This is a genomic window from Prevotella sp. DNF00663 (genome assembly GCF_001553265.1).
Lineage (GTDB): Bacteria > Bacteroidota > Bacteroidia > Bacteroidales > Bacteroidaceae > Prevotella.
This window is the reverse complement of the sequence record NZ_KQ960615.1, coordinates 1-19,776: the sequence shown is the minus strand read 5'-3', so window position 1 is coordinate 19,776 and position 19,776 is coordinate 1. Positions and strand designations below refer to the sequence as shown.

Sequence of the window (19,776 nt, the reverse complement as noted above, 5' to 3'; positions counted from 1 at the left end):
TAATATAATAACTTTTATGGCAGAGAGGAAGCATACGGAATATGCTTCCTCTTTTCTTTTTATATATTTATATATGTAACTATAGAAGTGTATATTGGTTAATATAGTTGAAATAAGGAGTGTTTGTTAACGATTCAATGTTAATATAGAATATAAGATTTATCTTTGCGATTATGAAGAAAAGAACGATTTGGACAATTGCAATAATCATGGGGTTCTCCTTTTTAGGGCTACTCTTTTTGCAATTGAGCTACATACAGCAGATGGCTAATATGAAAAAGGAGCAGTTTGACGAGTCTGTCAATCGTGCTTTATATCAGGCATCGCGGAATTTAGAGTTGAATGAGACGCAAAGGTATCTTGAGAAAGACGTCAATGAAACGGAGCGTAATGCATTTAAACGCGATTCAGTAGGGACGCGTTCAGGTAATCCGGACGGGACGATACAACATTCTCGCCAATTCTCGGTTACAGGGAAAGATGGTAAGGTCTATTCTTCGTTTACAATGAAGACTTTGGAGACCCAACCAGCAAAGATGCCTAAAGCTATGATTCTTAAGAATGATAAGAATGCCATATCAGAGGTTTCTAAGAGTTTCCAAGAGATAATCCGTAATCGGTATGTGTACCAGAGGGCTTTGTTGGATGAAGTTGTATACTCTATATTATACTCAGCATCTGATAAACCGTTGAATGAGCGCATCAATTTCAAGCAACTTGACCAAGACTTGAAAGCCGAATTGATGAATAATGGTATTAATATCCCGTACCATTTTACAGTCTCTACCCAAGACGGCCGTGAAGTGTATCGTTGTCCGGATTTCACAGACGATGGAGAAGAATATTCTTATTCGCAAGTTTTATTCCGTAACGATCCACAGTCGAAGATGGGAGTTGTGAGGATTCATTTCCCCGAAATGCATGATTATATCTTTTCCGGAATCAGGTTTATGATACCGAGTATCATCTTTACGTTTGTGTTGTTGATTACATTTATATTTACTATTGTCATCATCTTCCGACAGAAACGATATACGGAGATAAAGAATGATTTTATCAATAATATGACGCATGAACTCAAGACACCTATTGCCAGTATCTCTCTTGCGGCACAGATGATGAATGATAAGTCGGTAACCAAGAGTCCGACAATGATGGAACACTTGGGAGGTGTCATCAATGATGAGTCGAAACGGCTTCGTTTCTTGGTAGAGAAAGTACTTCAGATGTCGATGTTCGATCGAAAGAAGGCTGTATTCAAGAAGAAAAAGCTAGATTTAAATGAAATGGTTGAGAATATCGCAAACTCTTTCTCCTTGCGTGTTGAGCATACTGGAGGAAAGGTATATACTGATATTGAAGCGGTAGATTCTAGTATCTATGTCGATGAAATGCATTTCCAAAATGTTATTTTCAATTTGCTAGATAATGCAGTCAAGTATTGTAAGCCGGAACAACCACTAGATGTTTATCTGAAAACATGGAATGATGATCAAAATTTGTACTTGTCGGTAAGAGATACCGGACTGGGTATTAAGAAAGAGAATATGAAGAAAATCTTTGAGAAGTTCTATCGAGTTCATACAGGAAATGTCCATGATGTCAAGGGTTTTGGCTTAGGACTTGCTTATGTGAAGAAGATTGTGGACTTACATAAAGGAGAAATTCATGTTGAAAGCGAGTATAGAGTAGGGACAACTTTCACTATTAAATTGCCAGTGAGTAAAGATTAGAAATAAAATATTATAAACCAATAAAAGTATAAAACTATGGATGAGAAATTAAAAATTCTACTTTGCGAAGATGATGAGAACTTAGGTATGTTGCTTCGTGAATATCTGCAAGCTAAAGGATATGCTGCAACATTGTGTCCGGATGGAGATGCTGGCTATAAAGAATTCTTGAAGAATAAGTTTGATATCTGTGTGTTGGATGTCATGATGCCTAAGAAAGATGGATTTACGCTGGCTCAAGAGATTCGTCAGGCCAATGCTGAAATTCCAATCATCTTCTTGACAGCCAAGACATTGAAAGATGATATCTTGGAAGGCTTTAAGATCGGTGCCGATGATTATATCACCAAACCATTCTCTATGGAAGAGTTGGTGTTCCGTGTAGAAGCAATCTTGCGCCGTGTTCGTGGCAAGAAAAATAAAGAAAGTACGCTTTACCATATTGGTCGCTTCACTTTTGATACTCAAAAGCAGTTGTTGGTCATCGGTGACAAGCAGACTAAGTTGACAACAAAGGAAAATGAATTGTTGGCTTTGCTTTGTTCTCATGCTAACGAAATCCTACAGAGAGACTTTGCCCTCAAGACAATATGGATTGATGATAATTATTTCAACGCGCGTTCGATGGATGTATATATCACTAAATTGAGAAAGCATTTGAAGGATGATGACCAGATTGAAATCATCAACATCCACGGTAAGGGATATAAACTGATTACTCCTGAAGAAGAATAAACTTCATGCGTGTATCGCATAATGTATCGCATTCATCCTTGTAGGTGTAGACTTAAATGACTAATTTCGCAGTGTTGAATAGCTGTAAAGCCGTCGAATGACTACACTCAGGATAACATACCGCAGAAACCCGGGTCTGAACATGTTTCAGACCCGGGTTTATTGATGGTTTATACCGGGGAGTAGAAAGGGCAATATAGGCTGTCTTCAATGATGAAAGAGCTGATTTTGGTGGCAAAAATAGCCTTGATAAGAGAACAAAGGCTGTACTTTGGTAAGTGAAAAATATGTTGAATCGAAATATAAAAGGATAATGGATAATTTTGTGGGAAGCCGTATGTATCGTGTGAAAGAACAATTCTTTGAAGAAGATGGAGTTTTAAAGAAAAAGTTTTATGCGATGCCCTATGAGCGAGAGACCCTTCATGTGCCTGAATTATTGGATAGAATGGGTGTCGGTGTGGCGCGTAGGGTAGGTATTCTTTATGGATGGAATTGTATGGTCGCAGCCATTCAAGAGGCCTTAGAGCGTGGATATGCAGTCTCTATGGACGGGTTGGGACGCTTATCAGTATCTTGTTCCAGTAATCCGGTAGATAAGGCAAATGATGTTACTCCATCTACCGTGAGAGCCAAACGAATAGTGTTCAAGGCTGACAAGCGCTTGCGTGAAGTACTGCTCAATGCTAAATTTGTAAAAGTTTAGTCGATTGACAAGTGTGTTAGTATTTGCTCTTTTTTTTCAAATTGTAGATATAGAAAGCTGTACCCGAGAGTTCTATTATTAATGCGAGAAATAGTAAAACCGAATATTTGGTCAAGTCGAATATAAATAGGGCTATAAGCAATATTACACCAGCATACATAAGCGGTAGTGCTACCTTGTTGATAAGATTCTTAACCATATATATTGTTTTGTGGGCAAAAATAGAAATAATATTTGGTTTGGTCAAAAAAAAAGAGTACCTTTGCACCGCATTTTGCAAAATAACAAATAATTATTAATTAAAAGTATTATGAATCGATACGAAACCGTTTTCATTTTGACTCCCGTTTTGTCTGATGAACAGATGAAGGAAACGGTCGCTAAGTTCAAGAAACTTCTTACCGATAATGGTGCAGAGATTCTGAATGAAGAGGCTTGGGGATTGAAGAAGATGGCTTATGCTATTGAAAAGAAATCAACAGGCTTCTATTGTCTGCTTGAGTTCAATGCAGAGCCAACTATTGTCGACACTCTTGAGACAGGCTATCGCCGTGACGAGAAGGTAATCCGTTTCATCACAGTTAAGCTTGATAAGTATGCTGCAGAGTATGCTGAGAAGAGAAAACAGAAATACGCTAAAAAAGTGGAGGCTTAATCATGGCAGAACAGAAATCAGAAATCCGTTATTTGACAGCTCCTTCTATCGACACAAAGAAGAAGAAGTATTGCCGTTTCAAGAAGAGCGGTATTAAGTATATTGACTACAAAGACCCTGAATTCCTTAAGAAATTCCTAAACGAGCAGGGAAAAATCCTTCCTCGTCGTATTACCGGAACATCATTGAAGTATCAGCGTCGTGTAGCTCAAGCTATTAAGCGTGCTCGCCAGATTGCACTACTTCCTTATGTAACCGATTTGATGAAGTAATTTAAGGAGGAATACAATTATGGAGATTATACTGAAAGAAGATATTATCGGACTTGGATACAAGAACGATATTGTAAATGTAAAGAGTGGTTATGGTCGCAACTATCTTATTCCACAAGGAAAAGGTGTTGTAGCTTCTGCATCAGCTAAGAAGATTTTGGCTGAAAACTTGAAGCAGCAGGCTCATAAATTGGCAGCTTTGAAAGCTGAAGCTGAGAAGAAGGCTGAAGCACTGAAAGATGTGGCTTTGGTTATTTCTGCTAAGGTGTCTGCTACCGGTGTAACTTATGGTTCTGTAACAGCTGCTACAGTTGCTGAAGAACTCGCTAAGCAAGGTATTGAGGTAGATCGTAAGATTATCACAATGCATGATATTAAGAAAGTTGGCGATTTTGAAGCTACTGTTCACTTCCATAAAGAAGTTGAAGTAAAACTGCCTGTTAAGGTCGTAGCAGAAAATGCTCCAGCTCCTCAGGTAGAGGAGGTTGCTGCTCCAGTAATGGAGGAAGCTAAGGCTCCTGAAGCAGAGATTGCAGAATAATATTGATTCGCGAATGATTGCACTGTAAAGCAAATCTAAATAAAATCCCTTTTGTCGGTCATAGACAATTGGGATTTTTTTTGTATCTTTGCGTAAATAAAATTTATATCATAAAAATTAATTAGTAATGAAAGCATTCGTATTTCCTGGACAAGGTTCCCAGTTTGTAGGTATGGGTAAAGACCTATACGATACTAACCCTCTAGCTAAGGAATTGTTTGATAAAGCAGATGAAATCTTAGGATTTAAGATTACAGATATCATGTTCGCCGGTACCGACGAGCAGTTGAAGGAAACCAAGGTTACCCAACCTGTTGTTTTCTTGCACAGTGTGATTTCAGCTCTGTGCTTGGGTGATGATTTTAAGCCCGAAATGGTTGCCGGACATTCACTTGGTGAATTCTCTGCTTTAGTAGCATCAGGTGCTTTGAGCTTTGAAGATGGTCTACGTTTAGTTCACACTCGTGCGCTTGCTATGCAAAAAGCCTGTGAAGCTAATCCCGGTACCATGGCTGCTATCATTGGTCTAGCTGATGAGAAGGTAGAAGAAGTGTGCAAGGAAGTAAGTACAGAAGGTGATATTGTGATTCCTGCTAATTACAATTGTCCCGGCCAGCTTGTTATTTCCGGAAATACAGAAGCTATCAATCGTGCTTGTGAGGCATTGAAGGCTGCCGGAGCGAAACGTGCGCTTCCTTTGAAGGTTGGTGGCGCTTTCCACTCGCCACTGATGAAGTCTGCCAAGGAAGAGCTACAGTCTGCTATAGAAAAAACTTCATTCTCTACACCTAAATGTCCTGTATATCAGAATGTTGATGCCAAGCCTTATACTTCTCCTGAAGATATTAAAAATAACTTGATAGCTCAGTTGACCAGCCCTGTAAGATGGACTGCTTCTGTTCAGAATATGATTTCTGATGGCGCTACAGGTTTTACTGAATGTGGACCGGGCAAGGCTTTGCAAGGTATGATAGGTCGCATAGATAAGAATGTTACTGCACACGGTATCGCGGAGTAATGAGCCAAAAGATTTTTATTTATCAAGTATTACCAAGATTATTCGGCAATCGTAATGTTACTCGTAAAGAGAACGGCACGATTGCCGAAAATGGTTGTGGCAAGTTTGAGGATTTCGATGAAGATACGTTGGCTCGAATACAAGCAATGGGATTTACTCATGTCTGGTATACCGGAATCATAAGGCATGCTACAACTACAGATTATAGTGCCTATGGGATTCCTAGACAGCATCCTGCTATTGTAAAGGGTAAAGCTGGTTCGCCTTATGCTATTACCGATTATTATGATGTGGATCCAGATTTGGCAGAAAATGTGGATGCTCGTATGGCAGAGTGGGAGAGCCTGATAGCCCGTACACATGCGGTTGGGATGAAGGTAATTATGGATTTTGTTCCAAATCATGTTGCTAGACAATATAAATCAATTTGTAAACCGGATGGTGTAAGAGACCTTGGAGAGGATGATGATACAGGAATGGGGTTCTCTGTTTCAAATAATTTCTATTATTGTGTAGGACAATCTTTTGAACCGTCTATAGATTTAGTGGCAGAAGCGGAGAGCCCTTATCAGGAGTTTCCTGCAAAAGCTACAGGCAATGACCGCTTTGATGCCCATCCCGGGTGCAATGATTGGTACGAGACGATTAAACTAAATTATGGTATAGACTATTGCGATGCTGGGGGGAGAAGCTATCATTTTAACCCCATACCAAGTACTTGGCAAAAGATGACAGATATCTTATTGTTCTGGGCATCAAAGGGAGTTGATGGATTTAGATGTGATATGGCAGAAATGGTTCCCGCAGCATTTTGGTCTTATGCCACTAATATAGTAAAAGAACGATATCAGCATCTTGTTTTTATAGGAGAGGTATATGATACTAATCAGTATAGACAATATGTCGGTAGCGGTTTTGACTACCTGTACGATAAGGTGGGCATGTATGATTGTGTCAGAGATGTGATATGCGGGCGCCGTCCAGCTGCCTCTATAACTTATCAATGGCAATATTGTGATGATATATTTGACCACATGCTCTATTTCTTGGAGAACCATGATGAACAGCGCATAGCAAGCGATTTCTTTTGTGGAGATGGATATAAGGCTATTCCGGGAGTTCTTACTTGCGCCTTGATGCAAAGAAATCCATTCATGGTATATAGTGGACAAGAGTTTGGGGAATATGGAATGGATAAAGAAGGATTTAGTGGTGTCGATGGGCGAACAACAATTTTTGATTATTGGTCTCCTCGTTCTCTTGCAGAGAAATGTAACCTTCCAGCTTATCATCAAGAAGAAAAGGCATTGGCACAATATTATCAGCAGATTCTTAGTATGGCTAATCGGGAGAGGATTTTCTACGATGGGCTTTTCTATGATTTGATGAGTGCTAATCCTGCATCAGACAATTTCAATCCTCAAACTCAATATGCTTTTTTACGAAAGGCTGATGATGAAGTTGCTTTTGTGGTAGTTAATTTTTCTCAAGAAAGTGCAACGGCCAATGTAGTTATCCCTAATCATGCATTCGATTTTTTTGCGATGCCTGAGAAGCGTGTGTCGGCAATAGATTTATTGTCCGGAGACGTTGTAGATGTTGAACTGAAGCGAGATAGCATGTTCCCTGTAACTTTGCTTCCATATAGTGGTAGAGTCTTTAAATTTAATATCAAGATGGAAAAAGATTATATTCTTAATGAGCATGGAAAAGATGAGTTTCCACCGGCTCATTCTGCTGAACACCTTTTAAATCAGGTGATGGTGAGGAAATTCCATTGTGGTCGTTCTATAAATGCTCATATAGAAAGGAAGAAGAGCAAAATGACTTTTGAGTTAGCTCAGAAGCCCACTCGACAAGATGAAAAAGAGATTGAACGCGAGATGAATAAGTTGATTGCAGAGGATTTACCTGTAACTTATGAGCTTGTAGAGCGTAGTAAGATATCTGATAGTGCGATGTTAGATCGATTACCAGAATCTGCTGGAAATGTAGTTCGGCTTGTTCGTATCGGAGATTTTGATGTATGTCCGTGTGTGGGTAAGCATGTGCGTTCTACTTCCCAAATTGGTAGGTTTGAATTACTAGGCACGAATTGGGATGAAATGGAACATATATTTCGTATTAGATTCAAAGTGATACAATAATATAAAAGAGAGCCGGATAAGTATTTTACTATCCGGCTCTCTTTATATTTACTTAATTTCAATTTCTTCCTTCATATCTATGAATTGCTTGTTATTATCATAGAATTCGTATTGTAGGAAAGCTAATTTCTGAGAAGGAATGATATGAACTCCAAAGCCATATTTCATTCTCCATTTTAATTTTAGTGATACCGCTCCTTGATTAATAAAAGCTGCTACATAAGGATGGACATGTAGATAGAATTTCTTGATACCAATCTTGTTGACTAGTTTATCTATCTTACCTTCCAATTGGTCAGTGAACAAGATGCTAGATTTAATTTTACCAGTACCATTACATGTTGGACAATTCTCTTCTACATTTACATCCATCGCCGGACGTACGCGTTGTCTGGTAATTTGCATCAAGCCAAACTTGCTGAGTGGAAGAATATTATGTCTGGCTCTGTCCTTTTGCATATTCTTGCACATGCGCTCATATAGCATTTGACGGTCTTCTGCCAGTTTCATGTCTATGAAGTCTACTACGATAATACCTCCCATATCGCGTAGCCTCAATTGGCGTGCTAGTTCATCTGCTGCTCCTAGATTTACATCTAGAGCGTTTTCTTCTTGGCCATTTCCATTCCTAGATCTGTTTCCACTATTAACGTCTACAACATGGAGAGCTTCTGTATGCTCAATAATAAGGTAAGCTCCATGTTTGTAGTTGATAGTTTTACCGAAACCAGATTTTATCTGTTTGGTAACATTAAAATTATCGAAGATTGGAAGTTTGCCAGTATACTTTTTAACGATGCTACTCTTCTCCGGAGCAATGAGTGAGATATAATTTTTTACTTCTTCAAATATCTGGTCATCATTGATGTAGATATTTTCAAAATCGGGATTAAATAAATCTCTTAGAAGTGCAATGGCTCTACCTTCTTCCTCGTATACAAGCTGTGGACGTTTTTGTGTCTTTTGTACTTTTACCAAAGCATCCTCCCAACGCTTGGTAAGTACCTTCATTTCGGTATCAAGTTCTGCTACGCGTTTGCCTTCTGCTACTGTGCGGACAATTACTCCACAATTTTTAGGCTTGATACTTTGAATTAGTTGCTTTAAGCGTGCACGCTCTTCACCGCTTTTAATTTTTGATGAAACAGAGACCTTATCTCCAAAAGGTATTAATACGATAAAACGTCCTGCAAAAGATAATTCGCCTGTTAGACGAGGACCCTTGGTTGATATTGGTTCTTTAACAATCTGTACGAGAACCTCCTGGCCTACAGTAAGAATTTGCTGCACACTACCATCTTTCTTTAAATCAGGTAATCTCTGTGCTTTTGCGTGTGGATATAATTTCTTTCTATCGCTTTCTACCAGTTTGAGATATTTGGCATAAGAATTAAACTGGCTTCCTAAGTCAAGATAATGAAGAAAGGCGTCGCGTTCATAGCCGACATCTACGAAGCATGCATTTAGACCCGGCATGAGCTTTTTTACCTTTGCTACATAAATATTTCCGACAGAGAAAGAAGCCTCTCTAGGTTCGTTCTGATATTCTACTAGACTTTTATCTTCCAGCAGGGCAATCGAGATCGCTTTCTCTTGTGCGTCAATTACAACTTCGCTGGTCATTTTCTTTATTCTTTTAACTTGGATATTCAAAAGTTAGGGACATGTCTAAGTATCTTTTGATAAACATTGACATGTCCCTTCTTTACAAAAGACTTAAGTAAGAAAGCCTTGAAGCTTACTTGCTCTTATGTCTATTCTTACGTAATCTCTTTTTACGTTTGTGTGTTGCCATTTTGTGGCCCTTCTTTTTCTTTCCGTTTGGCATAATTCAAAAATTTAATATTTTAATTGTATGTGTACTATTTAAGTTCCAATATTGTACGTAATAAAATTACTCACTCTTCATTTGTTCAATGAAACTCTTAGCTGGTTTAAAGCTAGGTAAATCGTGAGCCTCAATTGTTATAGTGGTATTTTTCAAAATGTTACGTGCAGTTTTTGCTGCTCTGTGTTTGATTACAAAACTACCAAAGCCACGTAAATATACGTTATCCTTATTATCTAGCAAGCTACTTTTAATCGTACTCATAAAACTCTCAACAACAGTTGATACGTCTTTTTTTGCGATTCCAGTTTGGATGACAATCTCGTTAATAATATCTGCTTTAGTCATTTTTTGTATTTGAAAAATGTTATAATAATCTTCAACGCTTATATTTGGAGTTGCAAATATACTAGTTTTTTAGTTGATATGGAAATTTATTACTACTTTTTTGTGTCCTTTGACAGGTTTTTGCTCCCGAAACTCTCTAATTCTCACCACATTATGAAAATAGGAACAGAAAGTTTGGATTCATTTGCATAGCTAGAGATAGCTGCTTGGCAGGCACTTGTCAACTGTTTTCGTATAGCGTGGTATCTATGATATCGGCTTCAAGTAAAGCCTCTTTGCGCTCGATGCATGTTCCACATTTACCACAATGTCTTTCATTACCTTTGTAGCAACTCCATGTTTCAGAATAGTCAAGCCCTAATCGTTTCCCTATTTTTGCAATATCACCCTTTGTAATATTTGTATATGGAGCTATAACACTTACATTTATAAATGTTCCAGTGTTAGCTGCAGCGTTGATAGAACTTATAAATTCCGGACGACAATCAGGATATATGGTATGATCGCCGCCATGGTTGGCAATGAATACTTTACTTAAATGGTGGCTTTCAGCAATTCCTATGGCAATAGAAAGCATAATACCATTTCTAAATGGTACTACGGTTGATTTCATATTATCATCGGAATAATGGCCTTCGGGAATAGCATTACTGCCATCCAAAAGTGAACTCTTGAAGTATTGATGCATGAAATCAAGCTTGATAGTGATATGCTTGATACCTAAGCGCTTACAATGCATCTCTGCGTATGGTATTTCTTTGGCATTGTGGTTACTTCCATAGTCAAAGGAAATACCTAAAGCAATCTCGTCCTTTTTGTCGTATAATAAAGTGATGGAGTCCATACCACCACTTACAATTATCACAGAATCTTTCATAAGTTTTGATCGTAAAAAGAGTTAGCCAAATAGATTACGTAATGCTTCTTCTACTTTTCTAACTGGATGTAGTTGTATATTATACTTGGAGTGGTTGAACCCTTTCAAGTTAAATTGCGGAATAATAATATGAGAGAAGCCTAACTTTTCTGCTTCGGCTACTCGTTGTTCTATTCGGTTTACAGGGCGTACTTCGCCACTTAGCCCCACTTCGCCGGCCATACACCAGCCTGTTTCTATAGCGGTGTCTACATTACTTGATAATACGGCAGCAATTATACTCAAATCCATAGCTAAGTCTGTCACTCGAAGCCCTCCTGCTATATTCAAGAAGACATCTTTTTGCATGAGCTTAAATCCAACTCGTTTTTCTAATACTGCTAAAAGCATGTTTAAACGACGTTGGTCAAAGCCGGTAGCAGTGCGCTGTGGTGTACCATAAGCGGCTGATGACACAAGGGCTTGAGTCTCAACTAGAAATGGGCGAACCCCTTCAATAGCAGATGATATGGCGATACCGGATAATCCTTCATGTTCTTGTGATAATAATAACTCAGAAGGATTGGAAACCTCGCGTAACCCATTTTGCTGCATCTCGTATATTCCTAATTCGGATGTACTTCCAAATCTATTCTTAATACTTCGCAAGATTCTATACATATAATGTTGGTCTCCTTCGAACTGTATCACAGTATCTACAATATGTTCTAGAATCTTTGGACCGGCAAGAGTGCCTTCCTTGTTGATATGCCCAATCAGAATGACAGGAATATTACTAGTCTTTGCAAAGCGCAATAGGGCGGCAGCGCATTCTCGTACTTGGCTAACACTGCCCGGAGAGCTATCGACGTCTTCTGTGGAAATCGTTTGTATGGAGTCAATAATAACAATATCAGGCGCAACATTTTGAACGTGTTGGAAGATATTTTCGAGCGATGTCTCACATAGTATCAATACATTTTCTGGTTGTTTATCGGTTAATCGATCTGCACGCATCTTGAGTTGATGGGCACTTTCTTCTCCACTGACATATAGAATTTTATGATCCGCCATGTGAAGAATGGTTTGTAATGTAAGCGTACTCTTACCTATACCGGGTTCACCACCCAATAAAACCATACTTCCGGCTACTAGTCCTCCTCCTAATACACGATTCAATTCATTGTCACGCATATCAATGCGAGGATCATCTTTGGCAACAATTTGGTGGAGATAAAGTGGGTGGTTTTTATCTGAAACCCCTTTCCTCATAGTCATTGCTGCAGATTTTGCCGCTAAGTTTCCTGTTTCGTTGGCAATTCTAATCTCCTTAAATGTATTCCATTGTCCACAACTAGGACATTTTCCAATCCATTTAGCAGATTCTTGTCCACAATTACTGCATACGTATGCTATCTTATCTTTTGCCATGATGAGCTTTGTTAGTGGTAGACAAAAGTAATAAGTTTTTTCGGTGATACAAAACTTTTTATTAATTTTGCAAGACTCTATATACTGTCGGTAGCATTATGAAAACTAACGTTTTATGAGAATATTCAAGTGTATCATTATATTTACTTCCCTTATCCTGCTTGCGAGTTGTAGCAACTCCCGTGAGGTGAAGAATCGGCGAACTGTCGCCGAGCGTAAAGAGCAGTATCGTTTGGATTCTTTGGCTTTGAAAATAGCTGTTATGCCAACATTAGATTGCCTTCCGCTTTATGTGGCTTATGATGAGGATTTATTTAAGAGTCAAGATGTTGATGTCCGTTTGAGGCAATATTCATCCCAAATGGATTGTGATACGGCTATCATGAGAGGACGTGTAAGGTTATCTGTGACAGATAAGTTGCGAGCTTCTAGGATGATTCGTCAGGGGTTATCATTACAATATTTGACGGAAACAAATGCATATTGGCAATTGTATTCTAATCGAACAGCACGTATCAAACGGTTGAATCAGTTAGGCGATAAGATGTTAGCTATGACTCGTTATTCTGCTACAGACTATTTAACGGATACAGTACTTGATACGGTTAAGACCAAGGCACAAGTTTTTCGTATACAGATTAATGATGTAAATCTTCGATTGAAGATGCTGTTGAATAACGAGATGGATGCCTTATGGTTGCCCGAACCGCAAGCAACGACTGCTCGTATTCATCAAAATCCATTGTTAGCTGATAGTCGTAATAGCCAAGACAACTTTGGGGTATTAGTTTCTCTTAGTAATGTAAATAGGAATTCATACCGTCGAAAGCAGCTTGTGTCTTTTATTAAGGCATATAATATGGCGTGCGATTCCATTAACAAACATGGTTTACAGTATTATTCTTCTATTATTATAAAATATTGTAATACTGATCAACGGACAGTTAATGCTCTACCTAAGTTAATGTATAATAAGGTAGCTCCAGTCACTGTATCCGCTAAATTCGTAAATAAATACTAGTCTATGATTGCTCAACGAGAATTATTAGTTCTTACATACAATGATATTGTTATAAAGGGGAATTTAAGTCAAGCGCTACGACATCTGCTCGAGTTTATACAAAATACCCATCTTACTCGTTTTGAATCGGCTATTGAGGAGATTAGTGAGAGTTATCGACTTATGAAGGATTTCATGCTTCGAGGGTATCAAGACGATAAGAGGGGAGAGGTATACCAATCTTTGTTGCGACGATTATTTCGATTGACATGCAGCGTGGATTTGGAATATCGGGTGTTATCGGCAGGTATTTATGCTGTATGTAAAAATCATAGCTCTCATATTGATACAAATAATGCGCACATACAAAGTAAGTTAGAAGCTTATGTACAAGACTTGGCTATGTTGTCATTAGAAACTGAGGATATTCAAGAAGCACATGAACGCTCTATATATGCGGAGCATCAGCACTATTTAAGTGAACTTTTTGAATATATATTGGTTTCTGATCAATGGACAACACAAGATGTTGAGTTTTGGTCAAGTTTACTGGTCAGTCCAACTGTAGATGTAAATGATGCTTCAGTACTTGTTAGTGCCATCATGTTAGCTGGTGTAACCATATACGATGTTAACAAATTGCTTACATTGATAACTGTTTATTCAGTCACTGTAGATGAGCATTTGCGCCAACGTGCATTGATAGGATGGGTGCTTTCTATGAATGTAAGTCTTAATACCCTTTTCCCAGAGCAGAAAGAACGCTTAGATACGCTGTTTGCTGATTCTCAAACAAGGACAGAACTTATTGCTCTTCAGAAACAAATGGTCTTCTGTAAAGATGCCGAAAGAGATACGGAAGAGATTCAAAGAGATATCATTCCTAATTTAGTCAAGAATAATAATCTCAATATTACTCGCTTTGGAATATCAGAGAAAGATGAAGATCCCATGCAAGCTATCCTTCATCCTGATGCTCAAGACAAAGCTATGGAAGAAATGGAAAATAGCTTTAAGCGTATGATGGATATGCAGAAAGCCGGTTCTGATATCTATTTTGGTGGATTTTCTCAAATGAAGCGTTATCCTTTTTTCCATACACTCAGTAATTGGTTTATACCTTTTATGGAGACGCATCCTGCTCTTGCGGGAGTAAGAGGAAAGCTCAAGGATAGTAATTTCTTATCATTGTTATTTGAGAATGGGCCTTTCTGTGATTCTGATAAGTACTCATTTGCACTAGCTATCTCTTCTATCATTGATAAGATACCTAGCAATATGCGTGAGATGCTTAACAATCAGGAATCGTTAGGAGCCACAATAAACTCTGAAGAGAGACAAAGTGCTGCTTATATTCGTCGTATGTATTTGCAAGATCTATATCGTTTCTTCCGCTTGAACGATATGAGAGCTGATTTCTTCAATATTTTTAGCTTCTCGAATCACCCTTTGGGACAGTCAGGATTTTTTTGTGCGTATGGACAATTACCCCAAGAACAGTTTACAACTGAAATAGTTGAGCTTTGCCAATTCCTGTTGCAGCGAAAGCATTATGACTATTTGCAAGAGTTGTTTAAGCGTTATCCCGGAATAGACGATATATCTTACTTACGTATACGAGCAGCTGTAGCCATGCATTCTAAGAATTATTATATGGCAGAAAGTTTGTTTGAGAATGTCTTATCAAAAGAACCGAATGATGAGAATGCAATGAAGGGATTGGCACAAGCCTATTTTCATAATGAGAATTTTGAAGAAGCTGAGTTGTTATATGAAAGGTTGAGCTTGATATATCCTGATAATAGACGTTATCAATTAAACCAATCCATCTCCATGATGAACCAAGGTAAGCTAGAAGATGGCCTGAATATATTGTATAAACAAAACTATAATTATCCTCAAGATCGTAACATATTACGAGCATTGGCATGGGGATTAATGGCTAATGCAAAGGCAGAGAAGGCAGAGAAAATCTATGATGAGTTGCTACTTTCCGGTAGTACTGTCCCTGCGGATTATTTGAATGGGGGATACTGCAAGTGGTTTTTAAATAATGTGAGTGAGGCTGTGATTCTTCTTAAGACCTTTATGGAAAAATCAAAGTCGTTTCAATCGTTATCAGATGCGTTTACCAATGATCATATTCTTTTGGAAGCTAATTGCATTACGCGTATTGATGAGAATATTATGTGTGATTTAGTAAACGAATAAACGAGCTTTTTAAATATTTCTAGTTCCACAAATTGGGCAGAATTTAAAATACCGACTACTAGGTAAGGAGTAGTCGGTATTTTCTTTATATAGACTCGTATCTTTATGAGTTCATACTCAACAAGAACTCTTCATTGTTGCGAGTGCGCATCATACTGGTATGTATTGTATTCATAGCTTCTATCGGATTCATGTCGCTAATGTACTTACGGAGAATCCACATGCGGTCAAGTGTTGTCTTATCTTGTAGTAAATCGTCTCGACGTGTACTAGAAGCAACCAAGTTAACAGCAGGGAATATTCGCTTATTAGACAAAGAACGATCGAGCTGCAATTCCATATTACCAGTACCTTTGAACTCCTCAAAGATGACTTCGTCCATCTTGCTGCCTGTATCAATGAGCGCTGTTGCAATGATAGTGAGCGATCCGCCTCCTTCTATATTACGTGCTGCTCCAAAGAAACGTTTTGGTTTCTGCAAGGCATTAGCGTCTACACCACCTGTCAAGACCTTACCTGAAGCAGGACTAACCGTATTATAAGCGCGAGCAAGACGTGTAATTGAGTCTAAGAAGATTACTACATCGTGTCCACATTCTACCATTCGTTTTGCTTTTTCCAATACGATGCCAGCAATTTTGACATGACGTTCAGCAGGTTCGTCAAATGTTGAAGCTATAACTTCCGCATTAACGGTGCGTGCCATGTCTGTAACTTCTTCCGGACGCTCGTCTATGAGCAACATCATCAGATAAGCTTCCGGGTGATTTGCGGCGATAGCATTTGCTATATCTTTCATCAAGATGGTTTTACCGGTTTTGGGCTGTGCGACGATGAGTGCACGTTGGCCTTTACCGATAGGGGAGAACAAGTCTACAACACGAGTTGAGAGATTTGTTGTTTGGGAATCGCCACAAAGTGTAAATTTCTCCTCAGGGAATAAAGGAGTAAGGTGTTCGAATGGAATCCTATCTCTGATTTCTGCAGGGTTGCGACCGTTGATTTTATCAATACTTGTCAGTGGAAAGTATTTTTCTCCATCGTGTGGTGGTCGAACACGGCACTGGATAACATCACCGGTCTTTAAACCGTAACGTTTTACTTGATTGCTAGCAATATATACATCATCGGGTGATGATAAATAATTGTAATCGCTTGAACGTAAAAAACCATACCCATCGGGCATTACTTCCAAGACACCGTTGGCTGTGATAATATCAGAGAAATCATAAGCAGGGAGATTATTCAACACAGGGGCTTGATAAGCTGGAGCCGGAGTCATGATTGGAGTTGTAGGATTGTCAAACATGTCATAGTTTGGGACAGCTCCTTGGTCTTCGATTGGTAAATCTACCTTAATGATGAAGTCAGTTCCATCTGCGGGATCCCCTTCCCAAATCTCATCGGAAGTTGGAGTTAGGTTTGCTTCGTTTTCTCTATTATGATCATTTATTTTGGCTTGCAGTTGAGCAAGAAGGTTACTATCCTCTTCCTCAGTTTGCGTTCCGTCTCCAGATGCGAATTGTGCTTCAGGTACAATGTCTTCTTCTACGGCTATAGGCTCATTGGTAGGTTCTTCCGTAAGAGTCGTTTCTTGAGTTTGTTCCGTATTTGTTTCTTGCTCAGTATTATCTGAGTCAGTTTCTGAATCTGTCTTAGTTACAGCTGTATTCTCCTCTGAAGCTTCTTGTTCTAGCTGAGCTTTAAGAGCAGCTTCTTCTGCTTCTTTTTCCTTTTTAGTCTTACGTTTACGCTTTGGAGCTGCTTCTAGTGGGGTAGGAGAAACCTCTGTTACGGGAACTTCTCCCATAACTTCCTCTTTGAATAGTGGCTGTGGTTCGATAGCTGCTTTGTTTTTCTTGACATCAAGATTCTCTCCGTCTTTGCCATTGACGGTATAAACATGGTCTGTGTCCTTCTTTGCAATGCGTGTTCGGCGACGTTTAGTTGTGCTTAAAGGATTTTTATTACCCTCAACGACAGCTTGTTTGTCTAAAATGGCATATATGATATCTTCCGCATTGGCTTGTCCAGAATATTCTGCACCTACTTCCTTTGCAATGTCTTCAAGCTCATTAGCGCTTTTAGACAATAGTTCATCTTTACTATACATATATGTATATGAAAATATTTGATTGAAATGAAAACGTTTCTAAAAATGAAACGTGTGTCGTATTAAAATTCTTTTGCAAAGGTACGCAATTATATTGAATGGACAAAAAAAAAGCTCGCTTTTGTCAAGCGAGCTTTCTTGTTTTTTGTAGAATACTTTTACAAGTTATTCAACTGTAAATTTATTCACCTTTTTCCATCTTTGCTTTCAAGTCAGCAAGCACGTCGAGGTCACCCAATGAAGTACCGGCCTTTACGTTGTTGATGGTAGCCTCTGGCTTATTAGCGTGGTTAGAACCACTGTTGTGCTTGAAGTTTGTTTTCACTTCTTCTTTACCTTCTTCGAAAGTACGGCTGTGTGAGAGGATGATACGCTTGGTATCTTTCACGAACTCAATAACCTTGAATGATAATTCTTCACCAAGTTGAGCCTGTGTGCCATCTTCTTTTACAAGATGTTTAGGAGTTGCGAAACCTTCACCACCTTCGTTCAAAGTGATAACAGCACCCTTGTCCATCATTTCGGTAATCTTACCTTCGTGTACAGAACCCGGAGTATATACTGTCTCGTAAGTATCCCAAGGATTATCTTCCAACTGCTTGTGACCTAAAGACAGACGACGGTTCTCCTTGTCTATTTCAAGAACAATTACATCGATCTCTGCACCTTGAGTAGTAAACTCTGAAGGATGCTTAACTTTCTTTGTCCATGAAAGGTCGCTGATGTGAATCAAACCGTCAACACCTTCTTCAAGTTCTACGAAGATACCGAAGTTAGTAAAGTTACGAACTTTTGCATTGTGCTTAGAACCTACAGGATACTTCACTTCAATAGTTTCCCATGGATCTTCCTTGAGCTGCTTGATACCAAGGCTCATCTTGCGCTCTTCGCGGTCAAGAGTCAAGATAACTGCCTCAATCTCATCACCTACGTGCATGAATTCCTGTGCAGAACGCAAGTGTTGGCTCCATGACATCTCACTAACGTGGATAAGTCCTTCTACACCGGGAGCGATTTCTACGAATGCACCGTAGTCAGCGATAACAACAACCTTACCCTTTACATGGTCACCAACCTTCAGGTCTGCATCCAAAGCATCCCAAGGATGAGGAGTGAGCTGCTTCAAACCAAGTGCAATACGCTTCTTGTCTTCATCGAAGTCGATGATAACAACGTTAATCTTCTGGTCAAGAGCAACAACCTCATGAGGATCGCTGACACGCCCCCAAGAAAGGTCTGTGATGTGAATCAATCCGTCTACGCCGCCAAGGTCAACGAATACACCGTAAGAGGTGATGTTCTTAACAGTACCTTCAAGTACCTGACCTTTTTCGAGCTTAGAGATAATTTCTTTCTTTTGTGCCTCCAACTCAGCCTCAATAAGAGCCTTGTGAGAAACAACTACATTGCGGAACTCTTGGTTAATCTTAACAACCTTGAATTCCATGGTCTTGCCTACGAATACATCGTAGTCGCGTATAGGATGAACGTCAATCTGGCTACCGGGCAAGAATGCTTCGATGCCGAATACATCAACAATCATACCACCCTTAGTGCGGCACTTGATGTAACCTTGGATAACCTCTTCGTTTTCGAGAGCTGCGTTAATTTGATCCCAGCTCTTGTTCAAACGAGCCTTCTTGTGAGAAAGAACCAACTGACCTTTCTTGTCTTCTTGATTCTCTACGTAAACCTCAACTTTGTCGCCTACTTTGAGTTCGGGGTTGTAACGGAATTCTGATGCAGGAATGATACCATCGCTCTTATAGCCGATGTTAACAATAACTTCCTTCTTGTCGATAGAGATTACAGTTCCCTCTACGACCTGATGTTCTGCAATCTTGTTCAAAGTTTCATCATAAGCCTTCTCAAGATCTTGCTTGTTGACGTTTACGTTTGAACCATTTTCAAATTCTTCCCAGTTGAAGTTGTCCAATGGTTGTACGTTCTGTAAGTTTGACATAAAAAATAATTGTTTGTAATTAATAAAGTTGGACTTTATGTTATTAATATAATATGGTGTAATTGCTTTTTTAAGCTTTTCACCAAAATTGAGTGCAAAGGTAGTAATTAAATCATTACAAAGTGTTTGTTGAGAATTGAAATACCTTTGTATTAACTTTCTTTAATATAAAATATTGGGTTAATAGATTCGTGAATTCAACAAGCAAGTGCAAATTTA

The 19,776-nt window shown here is 38.8% G+C and carries 16 protein-coding genes; 10 read left to right on the top strand and 6 right to left on the bottom strand.

Annotated features, from left to right (window positions below; genetic code table 11):
• Positions 1-173: 173 nt before the first annotated feature.
• The 8 genes from HMPREF3034_RS05410 to HMPREF3034_RS05370 all read left to right on the top strand — a co-directional run bounded on the left by HMPREF3034_RS05410 (position 174) and on the right by HMPREF3034_RS05370 (position 7,807).
• Positions 174-1,733 (top strand): sensor histidine kinase, encoded by a 1,560-nt coding sequence (locus HMPREF3034_RS05410; protein WP_062433848.1) that lies wholly within the window; start codon positions 174-176, stop codon positions 1,731-1,733.
• 36 nt (positions 1,734-1,769) lie between these two features.
• The gene (locus HMPREF3034_RS05405) at positions 1,770-2,468 is read left to right on the top strand and encodes a response regulator transcription factor RprY (protein ID WP_036900095.1); all 699 of its coding nucleotides are present in this window, start codon (positions 1,770-1,772) and stop codon (positions 2,466-2,468) included.
• A 313-nt stretch (positions 2,469-2,781) separates the two neighbouring features.
• Positions 2,782-3,174 (top strand): HU family DNA-binding protein, encoded by a 393-nt coding sequence (locus tag HMPREF3034_RS05400; RefSeq protein WP_062433845.1) that lies wholly within the window; start codon positions 2,782-2,784, stop codon positions 3,172-3,174.
• A gap of 310 nt (positions 3,175-3,484) precedes the next feature.
• The gene (rpsF, locus tag HMPREF3034_RS05390; RefSeq protein WP_036900103.1) at positions 3,485-3,829 is read left to right on the top strand and encodes a 30S ribosomal protein S6; all 345 of its coding nucleotides are present in this window, start codon (positions 3,485-3,487) and stop codon (positions 3,827-3,829) included.
• Positions 3,830-3,831: 2 nt separating this feature from the next.
• Positions 3,832-4,101: a 30S ribosomal protein S18 gene (gene rpsR / locus HMPREF3034_RS05385; RefSeq protein ID WP_036900107.1), complete on the top strand. Its 270-nt coding sequence runs from the start codon at positions 3,832-3,834 to the stop codon at positions 4,099-4,101.
• A 19-nt stretch (positions 4,102-4,120) separates the two neighbouring features.
• Positions 4,121-4,642, top strand: coding sequence for a 50S ribosomal protein L9 (gene rplI, locus HMPREF3034_RS05380; RefSeq protein WP_036900109.1), 522 nt, complete (start codon positions 4,121-4,123; stop codon positions 4,640-4,642).
• 127 nt (positions 4,643-4,769) lie between these two features.
• Entirely contained in the window at positions 4,770-5,660 is an 891-nt protein-coding gene (gene fabD / locus HMPREF3034_RS05375; protein WP_062433842.1) for an ACP S-malonyltransferase, read from the top strand.
• Entirely contained in the window at positions 5,660-7,807 is a 2,148-nt protein-coding gene (locus HMPREF3034_RS05370; RefSeq protein WP_082721705.1) for an alpha-amylase family glycosyl hydrolase, read from the top strand. Before fabD ends, HMPREF3034_RS05370 begins: the two co-directional genes overlap by 1 nt.
• 48 nt (positions 7,808-7,855) lie before the next feature.
• On the opposite strand, the gene HMPREF3034_RS05365 is transcribed toward HMPREF3034_RS05370, so the two are convergent.
• The 4 genes from HMPREF3034_RS05365 to radA form a co-directional block, all read right to left on the bottom strand.
• Positions 7,856-9,430, bottom strand: a complete 1,575-nt coding sequence (locus HMPREF3034_RS05365; RefSeq protein ID WP_036900114.1) for an Rne/Rng family ribonuclease — start codon at positions 9,428-9,430, stop codon at positions 7,856-7,858.
• Between the two features lie 271 nt (positions 9,431-9,701).
• The gene (locus HMPREF3034_RS05360; RefSeq protein ID WP_036900116.1) at positions 9,702-9,983 is read right to left on the bottom strand and encodes an HU family DNA-binding protein; all 282 of its coding nucleotides are present in this window, start codon (positions 9,981-9,983) and stop codon (positions 9,702-9,704) included.
• 220 nt (positions 9,984-10,203) lie between these two features.
• Positions 10,204-10,860, bottom strand: coding sequence for a 7-cyano-7-deazaguanine synthase QueC (queC, locus tag HMPREF3034_RS05355; protein WP_062433840.1), 657 nt, complete (start codon positions 10,858-10,860; stop codon positions 10,204-10,206).
• A 21-nt stretch (positions 10,861-10,881) separates the two neighbouring features.
• Positions 10,882-12,270, bottom strand: coding sequence for a DNA repair protein RadA (gene radA / locus HMPREF3034_RS05350; protein WP_062433837.1), 1,389 nt, complete (start codon positions 12,268-12,270; stop codon positions 10,882-10,884).
• Between the two features lie 115 nt (positions 12,271-12,385).
• Here radA and HMPREF3034_RS05345 point away from each other — a divergent pair, with 115 nt between their 5' ends.
• Positions 12,386-13,291, top strand: coding sequence for an ABC transporter substrate-binding protein (locus HMPREF3034_RS05345; RefSeq protein ID WP_036900124.1), 906 nt, complete (start codon positions 12,386-12,388; stop codon positions 13,289-13,291).
• 3 nt (positions 13,292-13,294) lie between these two features.
• Positions 13,295-15,481: a tetratricopeptide repeat protein gene (locus tag HMPREF3034_RS05340; protein ID WP_062433834.1), complete on the top strand. Its 2,187-nt coding sequence runs from the start codon at positions 13,295-13,297 to the stop codon at positions 15,479-15,481.
• Positions 15,482-15,584: 103 nt separating this feature from the next.
• Here the strand turns inward: HMPREF3034_RS05340 and rho are convergent, their stop codons facing one another.
• On the bottom strand, positions 15,585-17,594 hold the full coding sequence (gene rho, locus HMPREF3034_RS05335) for a transcription termination factor Rho (RefSeq protein ID WP_062433830.1): 2,010 nt from the start codon (positions 17,592-17,594) through the stop codon (positions 15,585-15,587).
• Positions 17,595-17,775: 181 nt separating this feature from the next.
• Complete coding sequence (gene rpsA / locus HMPREF3034_RS05330; RefSeq protein ID WP_062433828.1) at positions 17,776-19,557, bottom strand: 30S ribosomal protein S1; 1,782 nt, start codon at positions 19,555-19,557, stop codon at positions 17,776-17,778.
• Positions 19,558-19,776 lie beyond the last annotated feature (219 nt).

Excerpts from the sequence above, each read along its gene's own strand:
- HMPREF3034_RS05340 (WP_062433834.1), top strand. The coding sequence starts at position 13,295 with ATGATTGCTCAACGAGAATTATTAGTTCTTACATACAATGATATTGTT.
- rpsR (WP_036900107.1), top strand. The coding sequence starts at position 3,832 with ATGGCAGAACAGAAATCAGAAATCCGTTATTTGACAGCTCCTTCTATC.
- HMPREF3034_RS05365 (WP_036900114.1), bottom strand. The coding sequence starts at position 9,430 with ATGACCAGCGAAGTTGTAATTGACGCACAAGAGAAAGCGATCTCGATT.
- radA (WP_062433837.1), bottom strand. The coding sequence starts at position 12,270 with ATGGCAAAAGATAAGATAGCATACGTATGCAGTAATTGTGGACAAGAA.
- HMPREF3034_RS05400 (WP_062433845.1), top strand. The coding sequence starts at position 2,782 with ATGGATAATTTTGTGGGAAGCCGTATGTATCGTGTGAAAGAACAATTC.
- HMPREF3034_RS05360 (WP_036900116.1), bottom strand. The coding sequence starts at position 9,983 with ATGACTAAAGCAGATATTATTAACGAGATTGTCATCCAAACTGGAATC.
- rplI (WP_036900109.1), top strand. The coding sequence starts at position 4,121 with ATGGAGATTATACTGAAAGAAGATATTATCGGACTTGGATACAAGAAC.
- rho (WP_062433830.1), bottom strand. The coding sequence starts at position 17,594 with ATGTATAGTAAAGATGAACTATTGTCTAAAAGCGCTAATGAGCTTGAA.
- HMPREF3034_RS05370 (WP_082721705.1), top strand. The coding sequence starts at position 5,660 with ATGAGCCAAAAGATTTTTATTTATCAAGTATTACCAAGATTATTCGGC.
- queC (WP_062433840.1), bottom strand. The coding sequence starts at position 10,860 with ATGAAAGATTCTGTGATAATTGTAAGTGGTGGTATGGACTCCATCACT.
- fabD (WP_062433842.1), top strand. The coding sequence starts at position 4,770 with ATGAAAGCATTCGTATTTCCTGGACAAGGTTCCCAGTTTGTAGGTATG.
- HMPREF3034_RS05345 (WP_036900124.1), top strand. The coding sequence starts at position 12,386 with ATGAGAATATTCAAGTGTATCATTATATTTACTTCCCTTATCCTGCTT.
- rpsA (WP_062433828.1), bottom strand. The coding sequence starts at position 19,557 with ATGTCAAACTTACAGAACGTACAACCATTGGACAACTTCAACTGGGAA.
- HMPREF3034_RS05405 (WP_036900095.1), top strand. The coding sequence starts at position 1,770 with ATGGATGAGAAATTAAAAATTCTACTTTGCGAAGATGATGAGAACTTA.
- rpsF (WP_036900103.1), top strand. The coding sequence starts at position 3,485 with ATGAATCGATACGAAACCGTTTTCATTTTGACTCCCGTTTTGTCTGAT.
- HMPREF3034_RS05410 (WP_062433848.1), top strand. The coding sequence starts at position 174 with ATGAAGAAAAGAACGATTTGGACAATTGCAATAATCATGGGGTTCTCC.